The organism is Sulfitobacter sp. TCYB15, assembly GCF_040435955.1.
Lineage (GTDB): Bacteria > Pseudomonadota > Alphaproteobacteria > Rhodobacterales > Rhodobacteraceae > Sulfitobacter > Sulfitobacter pontiacus.
In genome coordinates this window covers 1,374,689-1,391,564 of the sequence record NZ_CP159193.1, presented here as the reverse complement: position 1 = coordinate 1,391,564, position 16,876 = coordinate 1,374,689, and the positions used below count along the sequence as shown (strand labels likewise).

The 16,876-nt window shown below is 62.4% G+C and carries 17 protein-coding genes; 8 read left to right on the top strand and 9 right to left on the bottom strand.

The annotated features are described in order from the left end of the window. Positions 1 to 13: 13 nt before the first annotated feature. Positions 14 to 484, top strand: a complete 471-nt coding sequence (locus ABM428_RS06615; RefSeq protein ID WP_168592395.1) for a hypothetical protein — start codon at positions 14 to 16, stop codon at positions 482 to 484. A 278-nt stretch (positions 485 to 762) separates the two neighbouring features. Continuing rightward, positions 763 to 1,443, top strand: coding sequence for a hypothetical protein (locus tag ABM428_RS06610; RefSeq protein WP_037943800.1), 681 nt, complete (start codon positions 763 to 765; stop codon positions 1,441 to 1,443). On the opposite strand, the gene ABM428_RS06605 is transcribed toward ABM428_RS06610, so the two are convergent. Continuing rightward, positions 1,440 to 1,925 carry a cytochrome c gene (locus ABM428_RS06605; protein ID WP_353628307.1) on the bottom strand — a complete coding sequence of 162 codons (486 nt, stop codon included), beginning with the start codon at positions 1,923 to 1,925 and terminating at the stop codon, positions 1,440 to 1,442. The genes ABM428_RS06610 and ABM428_RS06605 overlap by 4 nt on opposite strands. A 38-nt stretch (positions 1,926 to 1,963) precedes the next feature. Between ABM428_RS06605 and ABM428_RS06600 the strand changes: the two genes are divergently transcribed. Then, positions 1,964 to 2,398, top strand: coding sequence for a DMT family transporter (locus ABM428_RS06600; protein ID WP_005852364.1), 435 nt, complete (start codon positions 1,964 to 1,966; stop codon positions 2,396 to 2,398). Positions 2,399 to 2,404: 6 nt separating this feature from the next. Here ABM428_RS06600 and ABM428_RS06595 read toward each other — a convergent pair whose 3' ends face one another. The 5 genes from ABM428_RS06595 to proS all read right to left on the bottom strand — a co-directional run bounded on the left by ABM428_RS06595 (position 2,405) and on the right by proS (position 7,244). Next, positions 2,405 to 3,139, bottom strand: a complete 735-nt coding sequence (locus ABM428_RS06595; protein WP_353628306.1) for a type I secretion protein — start codon at positions 3,137 to 3,139, stop codon at positions 2,405 to 2,407. A gap of 82 nt (positions 3,140 to 3,221) precedes the next feature. Further along, complete coding sequence (locus tag ABM428_RS06590) at positions 3,222 to 3,905, bottom strand: ABC transporter ATP-binding protein (RefSeq protein ID WP_074635562.1); 684 nt, start codon at positions 3,903 to 3,905, stop codon at positions 3,222 to 3,224. After that, positions 3,898 to 5,145, bottom strand: a complete 1,248-nt coding sequence (locus ABM428_RS06585) for a lipoprotein-releasing ABC transporter permease subunit (RefSeq protein ID WP_132997195.1) — start codon at positions 5,143 to 5,145, stop codon at positions 3,898 to 3,900. Before ABM428_RS06585 ends, ABM428_RS06590 begins: the two co-directional genes overlap by 8 nt. A gap of 159 nt (positions 5,146 to 5,304) precedes the next feature. After that, a complete protein-coding gene (locus ABM428_RS06580; RefSeq protein ID WP_132996890.1) occupies positions 5,305 to 5,817 on the bottom strand; it encodes a DUF2937 family protein in 513 nt (170 codons plus the stop codon). Between the two features lie 86 nt (positions 5,818 to 5,903). After that, positions 5,904 to 7,244 (bottom strand): proline--tRNA ligase, encoded by a 1,341-nt coding sequence (proS, locus tag ABM428_RS06575; protein ID WP_132996891.1) that lies wholly within the window; start codon positions 7,242 to 7,244, stop codon positions 5,904 to 5,906. Positions 7,245 to 7,430: 186 nt separating this feature from the next. On the opposite strand from proS, the gene ABM428_RS06570 reads away from it, so the two are divergent. The 5 genes from ABM428_RS06570 (at position 7,431) to ppx (ending at position 14,689) form a co-directional block, all read left to right on the top strand. Beyond that, positions 7,431 to 8,792: an FAD-dependent oxidoreductase gene (locus ABM428_RS06570; RefSeq protein WP_037943785.1), complete on the top strand. Its 1,362-nt coding sequence runs from the start codon at positions 7,431 to 7,433 to the stop codon at positions 8,790 to 8,792. Positions 8,793 to 8,940: 148 nt separating this feature from the next. Then, a complete protein-coding gene (locus tag ABM428_RS06565) occupies positions 8,941 to 10,020 on the top strand; it encodes an AI-2E family transporter (protein WP_037943783.1) in 1,080 nt (359 codons plus the stop codon). 4 nt (positions 10,021 to 10,024) lie between these two features. Then, positions 10,025 to 10,708, top strand: coding sequence for a hypothetical protein (locus ABM428_RS06560; protein ID WP_005852349.1), 684 nt, complete (start codon positions 10,025 to 10,027; stop codon positions 10,706 to 10,708). A 52-nt stretch (positions 10,709 to 10,760) separates the two neighbouring features. Further along, positions 10,761 to 12,935: an RNA degradosome polyphosphate kinase gene (locus tag ABM428_RS06555; RefSeq protein ID WP_037944974.1), complete on the top strand. Its 2,175-nt coding sequence runs from the start codon at positions 10,761 to 10,763 to the stop codon at positions 12,933 to 12,935. Positions 12,936 to 13,114: 179 nt separating this feature from the next. Next, positions 13,115 to 14,689, top strand: coding sequence for an exopolyphosphatase (gene ppx, locus ABM428_RS06550; protein WP_037954289.1), 1,575 nt, complete (start codon positions 13,115 to 13,117; stop codon positions 14,687 to 14,689). Here ppx and ABM428_RS06545 read toward each other — a convergent pair. From ABM428_RS06545 to ABM428_RS06535, 3 genes are read right to left on the bottom strand one after another with little or no spacing between them, the layout of a single operon-like run. Beyond that, entirely contained in the window at positions 14,670 to 15,116 is a 447-nt protein-coding gene (locus ABM428_RS06545) for a hypothetical protein (RefSeq protein ID WP_353628305.1), read from the bottom strand. The genes ppx and ABM428_RS06545 overlap by 20 nt on opposite strands. Positions 15,117 to 15,158: 42 nt before the next feature. Then, positions 15,159 to 16,184, bottom strand: coding sequence for an endonuclease/exonuclease/phosphatase family protein (locus ABM428_RS06540; RefSeq protein WP_132996894.1), 1,026 nt, complete (start codon positions 16,182 to 16,184; stop codon positions 15,159 to 15,161). After that, entirely contained in the window at positions 16,184 to 16,864 is a 681-nt protein-coding gene (locus ABM428_RS06535) for a molecular chaperone DjiA (RefSeq protein ID WP_064217454.1), read from the bottom strand. Before ABM428_RS06535 ends, ABM428_RS06540 begins: the two co-directional genes overlap by 1 nt. Positions 16,865 to 16,876 lie beyond the last annotated feature (12 nt).

The following is a 16,876-nucleotide window of genomic DNA, read 5'->3' as shown; positions in this document are numbered from 1 at the left end:
AATTCATCGGTTTATGAAACTTCGGCGCTACCGAGAAGATTCCATTGCGATCACAGAACGCGAAATAATGATAGGTTTTTTCGCGGTGCGAAAACTGATCGATTCAAAACTTAAGTTATCGCCCAACTTTGCTAAAAAACTCATTCCTGTAGAAAGGTTTCAATCGGTTGAAGCTATGGGGAGTTTTGAACGATTTGAGTTCTACGATCATTACGATTTAGACAATTCAATTCCGGACGAAGTCACAACTTTGTATTTGTCTAACCAGTTTATTCACTCTCTCCTTTTTAATTTTTCATGGGACGAACATGATAGACCTCTCGGAGTACATTTCACCTCGGATTATGATCGAACTAAACACTGCTTCCACATAAGTTTGCAGCAAATTGCATTAGTTTTTGAAGAAGCCGCCGCGAGCAAAGCGGTGAGTTATCGATTGCAAGATGACCCCAAAGGAGGTCGAAATATAGTTGCTACAAACTAACACTAGCCCGAGGCCCCGCCTCGGGCCGCGCCCGACCCTCCCGACGGGAGGGCGCACTTCGTGCCCCCTGGTCTTCGACCGCTCCAGCCTCAAACTGTCCCCCGGACAGTTTGCAAGACGGCCTCCGCCGCAGGGTCAGGCGCGGCCCTTAACATCTGTTCCGCAGGATATCTGCTCCGCCCGTTCGCCCCTGAAACCTTCCCTCGGACGATTTCAACACGGGTCTCACGTGAAAAATACTGCTTGATCCGCACTGCGCTTTCACTCAACGTTTCGGCATGATCCGCGCCTTCATTCTCCTCATGTTTCTTGCCTCTTGCGGGCGGCCGTTGACCCAGAATGAGCTGCTGTTCGCGGGCGATATCATGGGGGATACGCTCAATTACCCCAAGGTGCGGCTGCATGACGGGTCGCCCTCGCGCGGGGTGACGATGACGCGCAAGGCGCGGCCGCGCACGACTTGTCGCGAACGTATCCTGCCGCCCGAAAAGGTCGGCGAGGTGATCACCACCAAACCCGCCGCCGTGGCGCTGTGGAATACGGTGCTGTTTGACGAAGACTGGTATCTGGACGATTACCTGCCCGACTATCCCGACCGGGTCGGGCTGATCGCGGCGATGATCTTTGCCCATGAGCTGACCCATATCTGGCAGTGGCAGAACCGCAAGACGACGGGCTATTCGCCGCTGCGTGCGGCGTTTGAACATGGCGGCGGCGCGGACCCGTATCTCTTTGATCTGGAGAGCGACCCGAAGTTTCTGGATTTTGCCTTTGAACAACAAGGCTCTATCGTCGAGGAATTCGTCTGCTGTCGTGCGTTGGACCCGCAGGCACCGCGCACCAAACGGCTGCATGCGCTGATCTCGCAAGAGATGCCCGTAGCACCCCTGCCCCAAAGCCGGCCCTATGCGGTGCGGATGCCCTGGGACGGGGTCGAGGTGAACGGGATCTGTAGTTAACGCTGGATGCTTTCAAGATAGACCAGCAGCCCTGCCAGCACCCGTGGTGTGGGCGTCAGCTGGCCATCCAGATCGACTGGCACCAGATCCAGCGCCATGCCCTCGCCAAACTGCGGCATCACCCGTCGCAGGTGGCTGTCTGTGGCATCGCCCGCAGGGTCGCCGTAGATGTAGGCCAGCGTTCTGGTCTGCGGAAACCGCCCGCCATTGTCGCGCGCCAGGAGGGTCAGGTCGCGGGGCTGCGGGCGAAGGCCCTTGGCCGCGGCACCGGCCCCTTGGGCGTTCACCCCGTGGCATTGCACACAGTTTTCGGCAAAAAATGCCGCCCCTTCCGCGCGGTCGGGGGCGTCGGGCTGGGTCTGTGCGGGCATACAGGCGGCCAGCCCCAAGAACAGCGGCACGCCGAGGGCGATTGTGGTTTTCATCATATGATCCTCCGGTAGGTCACGGGGATGCTTGCCCTTGGCGGGGGTCTTCGCCATGATCTGGATCAAGAAACGGGAAAAGATTAGGAATACTCATGGCGCATTATGCAGTTGTGATGCTTTTGGCCGGGGTTGGCATTCCCGTTCTGGCCGCGTTGAACGCGGGGCTTGGCAGCCGGATCGGATCCCCCGCAGCAGCGGCTACGGTGCTGTTTGTGGTGGCGTTTACAGTCAGCTTGCTGGTCGCGATGTTGGTGGGGCGGCAAGGGTTTGCGCAGATCCCCGCGGCCCCGAAGCATCTGCTGCTGGCCGGATTTCTGGTGGCGTTCTACATCCTGTCGATCACCTTTATCGCGCCGCATTTCGGCGTCGGCAACGCGGTGTTCTTTGTTCTGGTGGGCCAGCTTTTCAGCGCCGCGGCGATTGACCACTTCGGGCTGTTCGGCGCGCAGGTGGCGCCCTTGGGGGCCGCGCGGGCCGCTGGCATCGCCTTGATGTGTGCCGGTGTCTGGTTGACCCAGCAAGCCTGAGGCCGATCAGGCCGCGTCTTGTAGCGGGTTGGTCAGCACAAAGAGGATTTCATCCTCCGCCAAGGGGTTTTCGACCCCCGGCAGGGTGATGGTGAGCCCTGTGCTGAGCGTGACCGTCAACTCCCCATCCGCGACGGTCTGATCGGTGACAGAGGCGTTTTCATCGTCGGTTTCGACAATCAGCGCATCGGTGCCCACGTCATAATCGCTGACCGTGATCCCGCCTGTGGCACCGTAGATCGCGGTGAAACTGTCCGCACCCGTGCCCCCGATGCCGGTGTCATTCGCGCCCAATCGCAGGCTGTCGTCGCCGTCTTCGCCGATCAGCTCGTCCGCGACCCCGTCGTCGCTGCCGTCTTGGGCGTTGACCCCGCCCGAAAGCGTGTCATTGCCCTGCCCTCCAAACAGGATGTCGCGCCCGTCGGTGCCTTGCAATATATCATCGCCCGCCGTGCCGGTTTGCGACTGTGCGTCATCCTCGGGCGGTTGCGCGGTGTCGTCGATCGTCTCGACCGCTGGATCCTCCGCGGTCGGGACATCGGTTGGCGCGTCGGCTTCAGGATCTGCCGGGTCGGGGGTCAGTGCATCGTCCATGCCTGCGCCCGTGGTCGTCCCCATATCGGGCGTGCCGATGGGGATTTCTTCGTCCTCGACCTCATCCTCCGTATCATCGCCAAACGGGTCAAACACGGCCAGCATCGGGCCGAAAGCGGCAAAGAGCATGACGAGCAAAGGTGACATGGCAACATCCTGTTTTGACACAGTTTGCCCCCTGCTCGTGGCGCCAGTTGGGTCTGGGTAAGGATAAATTAAGGCAGCCGCCTTAAAGCGCGACGAGCTGCCCTGCCTCAAGCCGGATCTGGCGGTCCATCCGCGCGGCAAGCTCAAGGTTATGGGTCGCGATCACCGCCGACAGCCCCGTGCCCCGCACCAGCGTCATCAGCGCGGCAAAGACCTGATCCGAGGTGGTCGGATCAAGGTTGCCTGTGGGCTCATCCGCCAGCAGCAGCCGCGGCGCATTGGCCAGCGCACGACAGAACGCAACCCGTTGCTGTTCGCCCCCCGACAGCGCCGCCGGGCGGTGGTCGGCGCGGTGGCCGATGCCGACCTCGTCCAACAGCGATAGCGCGCGGGTCTGCGCCTCGGACTGCGAGACACCGTTCGCAAGCTGCGGCAACACGATGTTTTCCAGTGCGGAAAATTCAGGCAGCAGGTGGTGGAACTGATAGATAAACCCCACATCACGCCGCCGCACACCTGTACGTTTGCGATCGGACTGCCCTGTCATATCGGTGCCGCCAATCTCGACCGTGCCGGTGTCGGGCGTGTCCAGCAGACCCGCGATATGCAGCAGCGTAGACTTGCCCGCGCCAGAGGGGGCGACCAGTGCGACGACCTCTCCGGCGGCGACGGTCAGGTCGATGCCGCGCAGCACGTTGACTTCGTTCGGTTGGCCGGGGTTGTAGGATTTGCCAATCCCCGAGAGCCGCAAAACAGGATCATTCATAGCGCAGCGCCTCGACTGGGTTCATGCGCGCGGCACGGCGCGCGGGGAAGATGGTGACGACGAAGGACAGGCCAAGCGACAGGCCGATGGCCGACATCACGTCACCGAATTGCAGTTTGGCGGGCAGGAAGTAGATGCCGCGGATCGACGGATCCCATGCGTTGCCGCCCGAGATGTAGTTCACGACGGCAAAAATCTGATCGACATAGAGCGCGAAGAGACAGCCAAGGATCACCCCCATCGCGGTCCCGATGATGCCCGTGAAGGCCCCGCAGATGAAGAACACGCGCAGGATCGACCCTTCGCTTAAGCCCATGGTGCGCAGGATCCCGATGTCGCGCCCCTTGTTCTTGACCAGCATGATCAGGCCCGAGACGATATTCATCGCCGCGATCAGCACAAGGATGCTGAGGATCACGAACATCACGCGGTCCTCGATATCCAGCGCGCTTAAAAACGAGCCCGACGCATCGCGCCATGTCCAGATCAGGCCGCGTTCCCCCGCGGCGGATAGCAGCGGCACGGTCAGATCATCCACGCTATCGGGGTTTTCGACCATCACCTCAAGCTCATCGGCGACGCCTTCGCGGTTGAAGAAGGACTGCGCCTCGGCCAGAGGCAGATAGGCGCGGGTGCGGTCGATGTCATAGCGCCCGGCCGAGAAGATATAGGTCACCTCGTAGCCATTCACGCGGGGCGAGGTGCCAAAGGCGGTTTTCACCCCGTTCGGAGAGATGATCTTGATCGTGTCGCCCAAGCCGACCCGCAGTGCTTGTGCCACGCCGGACCCGATGGCGATGCCCTGTTCGAAATCGGCCAGATCGCCATCGGCGGTTTCGGGGTTGGCGATGCGCGGGATATTGGCCAGATCGGCGGCCTCGATGCCAAAAATCTCGATCCCTGCGTTGGCCTGACCCTTGTTGGCCATCACCTGACCGCGCACCAAAGGGGCCACCTGCGTCACGCCCGGCACCTCGGCCACACGCGCGGCCATCTCGGTGTAATCGGGTATCCCCGTCTGGGACACGCCGTTCTCATCCACCGACGCCATATTATACACGGTCACATGGGCATTGGCCCCTAGGATCGTATCAACAAATTCAGCCCGGAAGCCCGACCGCACGGCAAGGGTCGCGATCAGGGCAAAGACCGCCAGCGTGATCCCGATCAGGCTGATCCAGGTCATCACGCTCACGCCACCTTCGGCGCGACGCGCACGCAGATAGCGCCAGGCGATCATCCATTCAAAAGGGGCGAAGGGCGGTGTCGAGGATACTGGTTTGGCCAAGGGATGGTTCCGATCTGGGATCAATCGCGCGCAACCTCGCGGTTTCGGCGCATCGGGTCAAGCGAGGAGTGGTCGCGCGGCAGGGTGTACCGCAGGTAAAGGTGCCGCGTGTCAGCGGCCCTGCGCCGGTATGCGGGCGCCGCGCCGCCGGAACGGGGCGCGTAACAGTCGCAGCAGCACCCCCAGCCCCAAGCCGCCCGCGACAAAGCCCGCACCGGCAAACACCACCCCGGCAAAGTTCAACGGTACGGCGGGCTGAAACGCCTGCCACGCCGCCCCCGCGATCTGCGGGTCCGACATCTGCGGCAGGTGGTAGGCGCGCATGAAAGGCCCCTGCCCCTGCAAACGGGTCAGGGCGGTTTGCAATGTCTCGTAGCGGGTAAAGGTCGCGGCCATATCGGCGCGGCGACGCTCCATAAACGCGGTGCCGGTCATCTGCGCCAAGGCATCGCTGCGCGACAGGCCGACCGCTTGGGCGCTGGCATCGAAATCGGCAACGACCTCGTGCAGCGCATCGACCGCCCCGCCCAACCGTTGCAGATATTGTTGCGAGTATTCGGGGAATTGCGAAATCACCGCCGCGCCCGCCACACCGCCAGCAAGGGTCAGCGCCCGCAGGATCATGAAACGCCCCAAAGGTCCGTTGTGCAGCGCTTCATGATCCGCCCCCGTTTTTCAAGGCCCGTCGTTACAAGGCCCGTCGTTAAAGGTTAAGCGATACCGCGATAAATCCCGGCGATCTTTTCAACCGCGGCCTCGGGCGTCATCTCTTCGCTTTCGCCGCTGCGGCGCGAGGTCAGCTCGACCACACCGTTTTTCAGCCCCCGCGGCCCGACGGTGATCCGCCATGGCAGACCGATCAGGTCCATCGTCGCGAACTTGCCACCCGCGCGTTCCTTGGTGTCGTCATACAACGGGTCCAGACCCAGAGCCTGCAGGCTGGCATATAGCGCGTCACAGGCCGCATCCGCCTGTTCGTCGCCCTGTTTGAGGTTCACAATCCCCACATGGAAGGGCGTCACGCCCTCGGGCCAGATGATGCCCTTGTCGTCATGCGATGCCTCGATGATCGCGCCTAGCAGACGGCTGACGCCGATGCCGTGCGACCCCATGTGCACGGGCACAGGCTTGCCATCAGGCCCCTGTACGGTCGCCCCCATCGGTTCGGAATACTTCGTCCCGAAATAGAAGATCTGCCCCACTTCGATCCCGCGCGCGCTGCGCTGGCGTTCGGCGGGGACTTCGGCAAAAAGCGCTTCGTCATGGGTCTCGTCCGTGCGGGCATAACGCGAGGTGAACTCCTCCATCACGGCCTGACACTGGTCGACGGAATCATAATCGATCTCGCGGTCGCCGAACTTCAGCTCGGTGATCTGGCTGTCATAGAACACCTCGGATTCGCCGGTTTCCGCCAGCACGAGGAATTCATGCGTGTCGTCGCCGCCGATCGGGCCGGAGTCCGCGCGCATCGGGATCGCCTGGAGCCCCATGCGTTCATAGCTGCGCAGATAGGTCACCAGATGGCGGTTATAGGCGTGCAGCGCATCTTCTTTCGTCAGATCAAAGGTATAGCCGTCCTTCATCAGGAACTCGCGGCCCCGCATCACGCCGAAACGGGGGCGGACCTCGTCGCGGAATTTCCACTGGATGTGGTACAGCGTCATCGGCAGGTCCTTGTACGACCCGACGTGGCTGCGGAAGATATCGGTGATCATTTCCTCGTTCGTGGGACCGTAAAGCATATCGCGGTCCTGACGGTCCTTGATGCGCAGCATCTCGGGGCCATAGGCGTCAAAGCGGCCGGATTCCTTCCACAGGTCCGCCGATTGCAACGTCGGCATCAGCATCGGGATGTGGCCCGCGCGCTGCTGTTCTTCATGCACGATGGTTTCGATCTTGCGCAGCACCTTGAAGCCAAGCGGCAACCACGAATAGATCCCCGCCGCCGATTGCTTGATCATGCCCGCCCGCAGCATCAACCGGTGGCTGACAATCTGCGCCTCAGAGGGGTTTTCCTTGAGCACAGGCAAAAAATAACGGGACAGACGCATGATGATCCTCTCAGAGTGAATTGGCACCTGACTATGATAATCCCCGCGCCGAGACAATCACGAAGAGACGGGGCACCAACAGCAGGCACCAAGAAGCGGGGCACCAGGTCCCGCGTCCCGCAACCGATTGACCCTCGGCGCACAGACGCGTTTGTTGTCAGCGGCACAAAACAAAAAGGACGCCCCATGACCATGATCCTAGAGCCCGCGCGCGAAACCCCTGTGATCCACGAGACCGGCGTGCTGGTGATCGGCTCCGGCCCCGGTGGTCTGGCCGCGGCCCTTGCCGCCGCCCGCGCCGGGGCAGAGGTGACGCTGCTCGACCGGTTCGGCTGCTTTGGCGGCAATATCACCGTGGTCGGGGTCGAAGGCTTTGCCTGGTACCGCCATGAACAGACGATAGAGGCCGGCGGCATCGGCTGGGAATTCGAGGAACGCGCCAAGGCGATGGGGGCAGCCAGCCCCGAATCCCAATCGCTCAGCTACGAGCTGGACAGCGAGGGGTTCAAACTTGTCGCCGACCGGCTGGTGACCGAAGCAGGCATCCACCCGATGCTGCACCGCCAGTTCGTAGCCCCCATCATGGAGGGCGACACGATCCGGGGTGTCATCGTCGAATCAAAAGCGGGCCGCGAGGCGATCCTCGCCAAAATCGTGATCGATGCCACGGGCGACGCCGATGTCGCCCACCGTGCCGGTGCCCCGACCTACAAGACCCCGGTCGAGGAGATGCAGGCCGCCTCGGTCATGTTCCACATCGCGGGCGTCGATAAGGCGGCCTTCATGGCGGGGGTCAAGGCCGACCCGCAAACCTATGCCAATTGGTCCACAGGCGAATGGGTGGTTGAAACCGATGGCAAGGAAGACGCGATGTTCTCTCCGTTTCTGGCCAAACCCTTTGCCCAGGCCATCCGCGACGGGCGTATGCCCGCCAACCTCAATACCATCGGGGGCACATGGGGCGCTGTGCATGACAGTGGCGAGATGACCTATATGAACCTGATCCACCTTGCGGAATGCGACGGCACCGACCCCGACAGCATGACCCGCTTCGAGATCGAGGGCCGCGCGCAGGCGATGCACGCGATTGACGCGCTCAAGGCCTATACGCCGGGCTGCGAGACCGCGCGGCTGCGCAATTTCGGCATGAGCATTGGCATCCGCGATACGCGCAAGATCGACGCGGTCTACAATATGACCGAAACCGACGTGCGCCAGCAGGCCCGATTTGACGACAGTATCGGCATCTACCCCGAGTTCATCGACGGCTACGGCGTGTTGATCATCCCCACCACGGGGCGCTACATGCATATCCCCTACCGTGCGATGCTGCCCAAAGGGGTGAAGAATCTGCTCGTCGCGGGCCGCGCCATCGGCGGCGATAAAATTGCCCATGCCGCCACGCGCAACATGGCGTGCTGCACGGTGGCGGGCCAAGGCGCGGGCGTCGCGGCGGCCATCGCGCTGGCTTCGGGCTGCCCGCTGGACGCCGTCCCGCTGGAGCGCGTGCAAAAAACCCTGCAAGATCAGGGCGTCCGCCTGCATTGACCGCGCCACGCCCGCTTCCAAATGGCTCTAAATCCTCGCCGAAGGCACCTGCCCTATCGGCGGGTGCTGCCGATCCATTTCACCACGGGCCTTGAAAAATCGCCCCCGTTGCGCAATGTCGACCGAAACCAGAATGCGAGGATGCGGCATGGGCCTGCCTATCAGAGATCAGATGAAATACTGGGGTGTCGCGGGGGCGCTTTTTCTGGTGTTCCTGTGGTTCACCGGTGACGTGCTGCTGCCGTTTCTGATCGGGGCGGCGATTGCCTATTTCCTGGATCCCGTGGCCGACCGGCTTGAAGCCATGGGTCTAAGCCGCGCGATGGCCACGATGGTGATCACGCTTGTCGCCTTGCTGATCTTTGTGCTGATGGCCCTGCTGGTGATCCCGACCTTGATCAATCAGGCCGTCAACCTGTTCGAGGTCGCCCCCGAGCTGACCCGCAATTTCACCAATTTCCTGACCGAACGTTTCCCCGCCCTGCTGGACGAAGGATCGACGCTGCGCAGCTCGATCAACTCTATCGGGTCGACCATTCAGGAACGGGGCGGCGAGGTGCTGAACACGGCGATCTCCTCGGCGGCGTCGCTGCTGAACGTGATGGTGCTGTTTGTGATCGTGCCGGTGGTTGCCGTCTATCTGCTGCTGGACTGGGACCGTATGGTCGCCCAGATCGACCGCTTGCTGCCGCGCGACCACGCGCCGGTGATCCGTCGCCTTGCGCGTGACATCGACCGCACGCTGGCGGGGTTCATCCGCGGCATGGGCACCGTCTGCCTGATTTTAGGGGCCTATTATGCCATCGCGCTGATGCTGGTGGGGCTGCAATTTGGCCTTGTCGTGGGCTTTATCGCGGGGCTGGTTACCTTCATCCCCTATCTCGGCGCGGTTCTGGGCGGAGCCTTGGCCATCGGTCTGGCGCTGTTCCAGTTCTGGGGGGATTGGTTCTCGATCGGGATGGTGGCGGGCATCTTCGTGCTCGGCCAGATGATTGAAGGCAACTTCCTCACCCCCAAGCTGGTGGGCAATTCGGTCGGGCTGCATCCGGTCTGGCTGATCCTCGCGCTGTCGGTCTTTGGCTCCTTGTTCGGCTTTGTCGGCATGCTGGCCGCCGTGCCGATTGCCGCCGCCCTTGGCGTGATTGCACGCTTCGCGACCGAGCAATATGTCGAAAGCTCGCTATATCAGGGCACGCAGCGCAAGACCTTGGACGAAACGGCGGACTGACACGATGGCACAACAGCTTGGACTTGACCTTCCCAGCCGCCCCGCACTGGGACGGGACGACTTTTTCGTCGCCCCGTCCAACGCGATTGCCGTGGCCATGATCGAGGGCTGGCAGGCCTGGGCGGGGCGCAAGATGGTGCTGACCGGCCCGCCCGGGTCAGGCAAGACCCATCTGGCGCATGTCTGGGCCAATCTGTCCGGCGCGGGCATCATCGACGCGCGCGACATTGCCACAGGCGATATCCCCGCGCTGGCCCAAGGCCCGCTGGCGGTCGAGAATGTCCCCGACATCGCGGGCGACAATGCGGCCGAGACGCATCTTTTCCACCTGCACAATCTGGTGCTGGCCGAAGGCCATAGCCTGCTGCTGACCGGCACCCCGGCGGTGCCCCAATGGGGGCTGCATCTGCCTGATCTGACCAGCCGTATGCGCGCGGCGACGGCGGCCGCACTTGAAGCGCCCGATGACAGCCTGCTCACGGCCGTCATGGCCAAGCTGCTGGCCGACCGCCAGCTGACCCCCAAACCCGATGTGATCCCCTATCTGTTGCTGCGCATGGACCGGTCTTTCGCAGCTGCGGGTGATCTGGTCGCGGCCCTGGATGCCGCCAGTCTGGCGCAACAAAAGCCGGTGACACGGGCGCTGGCCGCACAAGTGCTGGACAATGGGTTTAACGCCGCGCGATAATCTTCTCAGATTTCGTCACAAACCCATTACAATGCAACGCCATAAGGCCGTCATGACAAACGCTGACTTTCTCGAATCCGCCTTCGTTCCGCCGCAGGATATGCCCGATCTGGACATCACCGGCCCCGGTCGTTTCTATAACCGCGAGCTCAGCTGGCTCGGGTTCAACTGGCGTGTTCTCGAAGAGGCCAAGAACCCCCGCGTGCCGCTGCTGGAACGCCTGCGCTTCCTGTCGATCTCTGCGGGCAACCTCGACGAATTCTATACCGTGCGTGTTGCGGGCCTGCGCGAGCTGGCTCAAGCGGGCAACACCACCCCCGCCAGCGACGGGCTGACACCTGCCCAGCAACTGGTGCTGATCAACGAAGACGCGCGCAAGCTGATGACCGAACAACAGCGCGTGCTGGTCGATCTGATGTCAGAGATGGACGACCAGAACATCATGCTCGAACGCGCCGCTGATCTGGACGCGGCCGATCTGGCCTATCTTGACGATGTATTCCTGCACCGTGTCTTTGCGGTTCTGACCCCGCTGGCGATTGACCCCGCGCACCCCTTCCCCTTCATCCCCAACACCGGCTACGCGCTGGCGCTGCAACTGGAACGCACCAGCGACAAGCGCCCGCTTCAGGCGCTGCTGCCGATCCCGGCGCAGATCGACCGTTTCGTCGCCCTGCCCGCCGCCGAAGGCTCGCTGCGGTTCCTGCCGCTCGAAGATCTGCTGGTGCTCAAGGTGCCGGGGCTGTTTCCGGGCTACAAGCTCAAGGCGCATTTCGAATTCCGCGTGCTGCGCGACAGCGATCTTGAGGTCGAGGAAGAGGCCGAAGACCTGGTGCGGGAATTCGAGGTCGCCCTGAAACGCCGCCGCCGCGGCGAGGTCGTGCGCCTGACCCATTCCGCCGGTGCCCCCGAAAAGCTGAAATCCGTGGTTATGGCCGAACTGGGCGTGCGCCCGCAGGATGTGATCGAACTGGACGGGATGATCGGCATCAACGACCTGTCCGAACTGGTGACCGATAGCCGCCCCGATCTGCTTTGGCCGCAATTCACCCCGCGCATCCCCGAACGCGTGACCGACCACGAAGGCGATATGTTCGCCGCGATCCGGTCCAAGGACATGCTGCTGCACCACCCCTACGAGACCTTCGATATGGTGGTCCGCTTTCTGGCACAGGCCGCGCGCGATCCCGATGTGGTGGCGATCAAACAGACGCTTTACCGCACCTCGCGCGACAGCCCCATTGTCGAGGCGCTGTGCGAAGCCGCCGAAGACGGGAAATCCGTCACCGCGCTGGTCGAGCTCAAGGCGCGTTTCGACGAGGCGGCCAACATCCGCCAGTCGCGCCGGCTGGAACGCGCAGGCGCACATGTCGTCTATGGGTTTCTCGACCTCAAGACCCACGCGAAAATCTCGACCGTGGTGCGCCGCGAGGGCGATCAACTGGTCACCTATACCCACTATGGCACGGGCAACTATCACCCGATCACCGCACGCATTTATACCGACCTGTCGCTGTTCACCTGTGACCAGAAGCTGGGCCGCGACGCGACCAAAGTGTTCAACTACCTGTCGGGTTACGCGCAACCTGACACGCTGGACAACCTCGCCATCTCGCCCATCTCGTTGAAGCCGCGCCTGCTGGCGATGATCGCCGCCGAGGCCGACCATGCCGCAGCTGGAAAACCGGCAGAGATCTGGGCCAAGATGAACTCCATCGTGGATGCGGATGTGATCGACGCGCTTTACGCCGCGAGCCAGGCAGGGGTAAAAATCAGCCTGGTGATCCGCGGCATCTGCGGGTTGCGCCCCGGCATCAAGGGGCTATCCGAAAACATCCGCGTGAAATCCATCGTCGGGCGCTTCCTGGAGCATTCACGCATCGTCTGCTTTGGCAATGGCTACGGGCTGCCGCATAAGAAATCGCGGGTCTTCATGTCCTCCGCCGACTGGATGGGCCGCAACCTGACCCGCCGCGTCGAAACCCTGGTCGAGATCGAGAACCCCACCGTCAAGGCGCAGATCACCAGTCAGGTCATGGCGGCCAATCTTGCGGATGTGGCGCAAAGCTGGGTCATGTCCCCCGATGGCAGCTTTGCCCGCCCCGAGATTGCAGAAGGCACCTTCGCCTTCAACTGCCACCGCTTCTTCATGGAGAACCCCTCTCTCTCCGGGCGTGGCACGGCGGGCGCATCCGACGTCCCGAAACTGACCCATACCGAAGACTAACCGCTTCATTTTGCCTGTAAACTCTCGCCGAAGGCGCATCTGTCCGATTGCGTTCCCGCTGGCGTTTATATCCCCCCAACGCGGCGGGGTTTTTCACGTGCCCGTTTGCGTTAACGATTGACGCGGCGGGCCGGCTGGGCCAACTTGCCCCCCAAACAAAGGCCCCCGCAGGAGCGTCCGTGGCAGATAAAACCGACACCCCTCCGCCCTCTCCCGTCCCCGAAACGGGCGTCGCTGATCTGGGCCTGTTCGGCAAACCCCTGTTCCAAGACCCATCGGCCCGTGCGCTGGCGCGTGTGGGTGTGGTCGATGTGGGGTCGAACTCTGTCCGGTTGGTGGTGTTTGACGGGGCCGCGCGGTCGCCTGCCTATTTCTACAACGAAAAAATCATGTGCGCCCTTGGGGCGGGCATGGCCGAAACAGGCCATCTGTCGCCCGAAGGCCGGGTCCGCGCCCTCTCTGCCATGCGCCGCTTCAGCAAGCTGGCACAGGGCATGGGCCTGTCCGAGCTGACCGTCGTCGCCACCGCCGCCGTGCGCGATGCCAGCGACGGGCGTGATTTCTGCGACGAGGTGCAGCGCGAGACGGGCCTGAAGATCTGGGTCATCGACGGCGAGGAAGAGGCGCGGCTGTCAGCGCAGGGTGTTTTGCTGGGCTGGCCCGGTGCCTTTGGTCTGGTCTGTGACATCGGCGGGTCGTCGATGGAGCTGGCAGAAATCTCGGGCGGGCGCGTGGGCAAACGGGTGACCTCGGCGCTTGGGCCGCTGAAACTGCGCGACATCAAGGGCGGTGCCAAGGCACGGCAGGCGCAGATCAAGACAGTGATCGAAGGGCTGGCCGAAAAGATGGGCGCACAGCGCGACCGTCTGTTTCTGGTGGGCGGCTCATGGCGTGCCATCGCGCGCATCGACATGGTACGTCGCGGCTACCCGCTGCACGTGCTGCATGAATACCGGATGACCCCGAAATCCGTCCGCGAGACGGTAAAACACATCCAGACCAGCGACCATGAAGAGCTGCGCAAAATCAGCGGCGTCTCCTCCAGCCGGATGGCATTGGTGCCCTTTGCCGCCGAAGTGCTGTCGCGGCTGGTCAAGACCTTCAAACCCAAGGATATCGCGATCTCCAGCTACGGGATCCGCGAGGGGATGCTGTATGAACAGATGCCCCAACGCCTGCGCGACCGCGACCCGCTGATCGAGGCCTGCCGCTTTGCCGAAGCCAAGGACGCGCGCACACCGGGGTTCGGCAAGGCGCTGTTCGACTTCATCCTGCCGCTCTATAAATCCGCGCCGCCGCAGCGCAAACGTCTGGTCAAGGCCGCCTGCCTGCTGCACGACGTCAGCTGGCGCGCGCATCCCGACTACCGCGCCGAAGTCTGTTTCGACAACGCAACACGGGCGAATCTGGGCGGGCTGAAACACTCAGAACGGATCTATCTGGGGCTGGCGCTGCTGCACCGCTATTCCAACAAGCGCGAGAATACCCGTTTCGAAGACCTCTATGAAATGGTCGATGAAAAGACACGGCTAGAGGCCGAGATTCTGGGCAAGGCCATGCGCTTTGGCGCGATGCTGTGGATGAACCCAGAGGAAGAGCGCGGCCACCTGCGCTGGTTCCCCAAGAAAAAGCTGCTGGAGCTGTGGCTGACCGACGACATGATGCCCCTGTTCGGAGAGGTCGCCGAAGCGCGGCTGAATTCCCTCGCCCTGTCCCTGGGGGCCGAGGTCCAGCTTAAGACCTGCAAGAAATAGCCTGTCTTACAGGTCGATCTGCGGGCACCTCGTCCAGATAGATCGCGGGCGGGGGCGGCGTTTCATCGGGTGTCTTGTCTTCGGGCATGCCATCTTCCGGCGCGGGGTCTGGCTTGCGGCGGATCACGATATCGCCGTTGGGCATCTTTCGGGGCGGCTCATAGACGCTCCAATCCTCGACCTCTTCCAGCAGATCGGTAAAGGCGGGCCCCATCTCGGAGATGAAATTCCGCAGCGCGGGGCTGGCCTTGCGCCCCCACTCGCCCAGCCCTTCCAGCGCGGGGGCCATCTCTTTCTTCATACCGTCAAAGAAATCCCGCGCCCCGCGTTCCATCAAGGAAAAGCCGGAGCCGTCGTTTTCCTGCTCTTGTGCCACGGCGACACTGGACAGGCAGATCAGGGTGGTGGTCAAAAGAAACTGTCTCATGCTGCGAAGACTGCCCTATTTCATCTTGTGATGAAAGCGGGATTAAAGGCGCGTCGTCAGGTCCAGATCAATCGTCACCGGAAAGTGATCCGACGCCGTGATCAAGGCGTCGCGCAACGCGGCATCCCCCCAGCATTCCGGATCGTCCAACGGGTGCCAGATGCGCCAGTGCGGCCGATACGCGGTCAGGGACGGGCTGATCATGATGTAATCCAGCAGTGCCTGCAGATAACGTTTTTCGGGCGCGATCCAGAAGCGTGACGTGGTGGGCATCGCCCCGATCCGCTGGCCCAAGGCGCGGATCGCATGGGGATCGACGAGCGCGCGATCCTGCCGGTGGCCCATCACAATCTCGACCGAGGACCGCCCGAAAAGGTCCTCGAAACTGTCAAGGCCCGGCCCATCGTTCAGATCGCCCAAGACCATCAGCGGCGTGCCATCGTCGAGCCGCGCATCGATCCGCCGACGCAGCCAGATCGCCTGCGCCAACTGCTTGCGTCGGTTGGCGATACCGATGCGCAGCGCATCCTGCGGCGTCTTGGCCCCATGGGGGGCCTTGGATTTCAGATGCGCGCCGATCATGTGAAACGGCACCCCTTCACAGGTAACGATATCAAGCTCGAGCGGCGGTTTGGAAAAGACGACATGATCCTCGCGCGCGTCGATATCCAGATCAATGTCCAACGTCCCGTCAAAGCGCGGCGCATCCCCCTGCCCGACCGCACCACCGGGCGCATGGATGGCCGACAGCCGGTCCGGATCGAACAACAGCGCGATTTCCTGCTGCGTGTCATTGGCAAAGCCGATCACTGCCTTGCGTGTGCGCAGATCGAAATGCGCGGCAAAGCGTTCCAATGCGGCCACCGTGCCGCGTTTTCGGCTTTGGTCAGGGGCCTCGATCACCATCACAGCATCGGCATCCATCGCCCGAAACACGGTGCCCAAAGCCTGCGCCTGCTGCGCACGGGTGATATTGTGGCGTGCCGACCACCCGTCATCCAGCAACAGTTGATCCTCATCGTCGAACAGACCTGTGAACCATTCGACGTTATAGGTCGCGATCCGCATTACTGTGCCTTGCCTGACCAGGTCTCCCACGCGCGGTTGATGTCGATCATGCGTTTTTCGGCCATGGCGATGGCCTCTTGCGGCAGGCCGCGGGCGACCAGAGCGTCGGGGTGATTGGCCCGCACCAGCTTGCGCCAGGCAGCGCGCCCCTCTTCAAGCGAGGCATTGGGGGGAATGCCCAGAACCGCATGGGGCAGCGGCGAGGTATCGGGCACGAACCGCGCCCGAAGCGAGGCAAAATCGCTGTCATCCATCGCGAAGATCTGCGCCACCCGCACCAGAAACGCATCCTCGTTCGGGTGGTACATGCCATCGGCCATGGCAATGTGGAACAACCCTTCGATCAGATCATGCAACGTTTCGGGCTGGTCCGCGAACATCTGCGCAATGCGCGCGGCGTAATCCTCGAACCCGGCCACATCGTGCCGTGCCAGATTGAACACCCGCGCCGCCCCCTGCTGGTCGGCCTCGGCAATCTGGAACACTTCACGAAAGGCGGTAACTTCGTCGCGGGTCACCTGCCCGTCGGCCTTGGCCATCTTGGCCCCAAGCGCGATCACCGCGATGGTAAAGGCCACCGACCGCTCTGGCGGGGTGCGCAGACGGTCGAAAACAGCCGACAGCCCCTCACCGGCGGTGAGCGCTGACAAAGCTTCGGTGATGCGAGACCAAATAGACATGACGCCCACCAT

Coding starts and splice junctions, on each gene's coding strand:
- ABM428_RS06615 (WP_168592395.1), top strand. CDS start 14: ATGAAACTTCGGCGCTACCGAGAAGATTCCATTGCGATCACAGAACGC.
- ABM428_RS06610 (WP_037943800.1), top strand. CDS start 763: ATGATCCGCGCCTTCATTCTCCTCATGTTTCTTGCCTCTTGCGGGCGG.
- ABM428_RS06605 (WP_353628307.1), bottom strand. CDS start 1,925: ATGGCGAAGACCCCCGCCAAGGGCAAGCATCCCCGTGACCTACCGGAG.
- ABM428_RS06600 (WP_005852364.1), top strand. CDS start 1,964: ATGGCGCATTATGCAGTTGTGATGCTTTTGGCCGGGGTTGGCATTCCC.
- ABM428_RS06595 (WP_353628306.1), bottom strand. CDS start 3,139: ATGTCACCTTTGCTCGTCATGCTCTTTGCCGCTTTCGGCCCGATGCTG.
- ABM428_RS06590 (WP_074635562.1), bottom strand. CDS start 3,905: ATGAATGATCCTGTTTTGCGGCTCTCGGGGATTGGCAAATCCTACAAC.
- ABM428_RS06585 (WP_132997195.1), bottom strand. CDS start 5,145: ATGATCGCCTGGCGCTATCTGCGTGCGCGTCGCGCCGAAGGTGGCGTG.
- ABM428_RS06580 (WP_132996890.1), bottom strand. CDS start 5,817: ATGATCCTGCGGGCGCTGACCCTTGCTGGCGGTGTGGCGGGCGCGGCG.
- proS (WP_132996891.1), bottom strand. CDS start 7,244: ATGCGTCTGTCCCGTTATTTTTTGCCTGTGCTCAAGGAAAACCCCTCT.
- ABM428_RS06570 (WP_037943785.1), top strand. CDS start 7,431: ATGACCATGATCCTAGAGCCCGCGCGCGAAACCCCTGTGATCCACGAG.
- ABM428_RS06565 (WP_037943783.1), top strand. CDS start 8,941: ATGGGCCTGCCTATCAGAGATCAGATGAAATACTGGGGTGTCGCGGGG.
- ABM428_RS06560 (WP_005852349.1), top strand. CDS start 10,025: ATGGCACAACAGCTTGGACTTGACCTTCCCAGCCGCCCCGCACTGGGA.
- ABM428_RS06555 (WP_037944974.1), top strand. CDS start 10,761: ATGACAAACGCTGACTTTCTCGAATCCGCCTTCGTTCCGCCGCAGGAT.
- ABM428_RS06545 (WP_353628305.1), bottom strand. CDS start 15,116: ATGAGACAGTTTCTTTTGACCACCACCCTGATCTGCCTGTCCAGTGTC.
- ABM428_RS06540 (WP_132996894.1), bottom strand. CDS start 16,184: ATGCGGATCGCGACCTATAACGTCGAATGGTTCACAGGTCTGTTCGAC.
- ABM428_RS06535 (WP_064217454.1), bottom strand. CDS start 16,864: ATGTCTATTTGGTCTCGCATCACCGAAGCTTTGTCAGCGCTCACCGCC.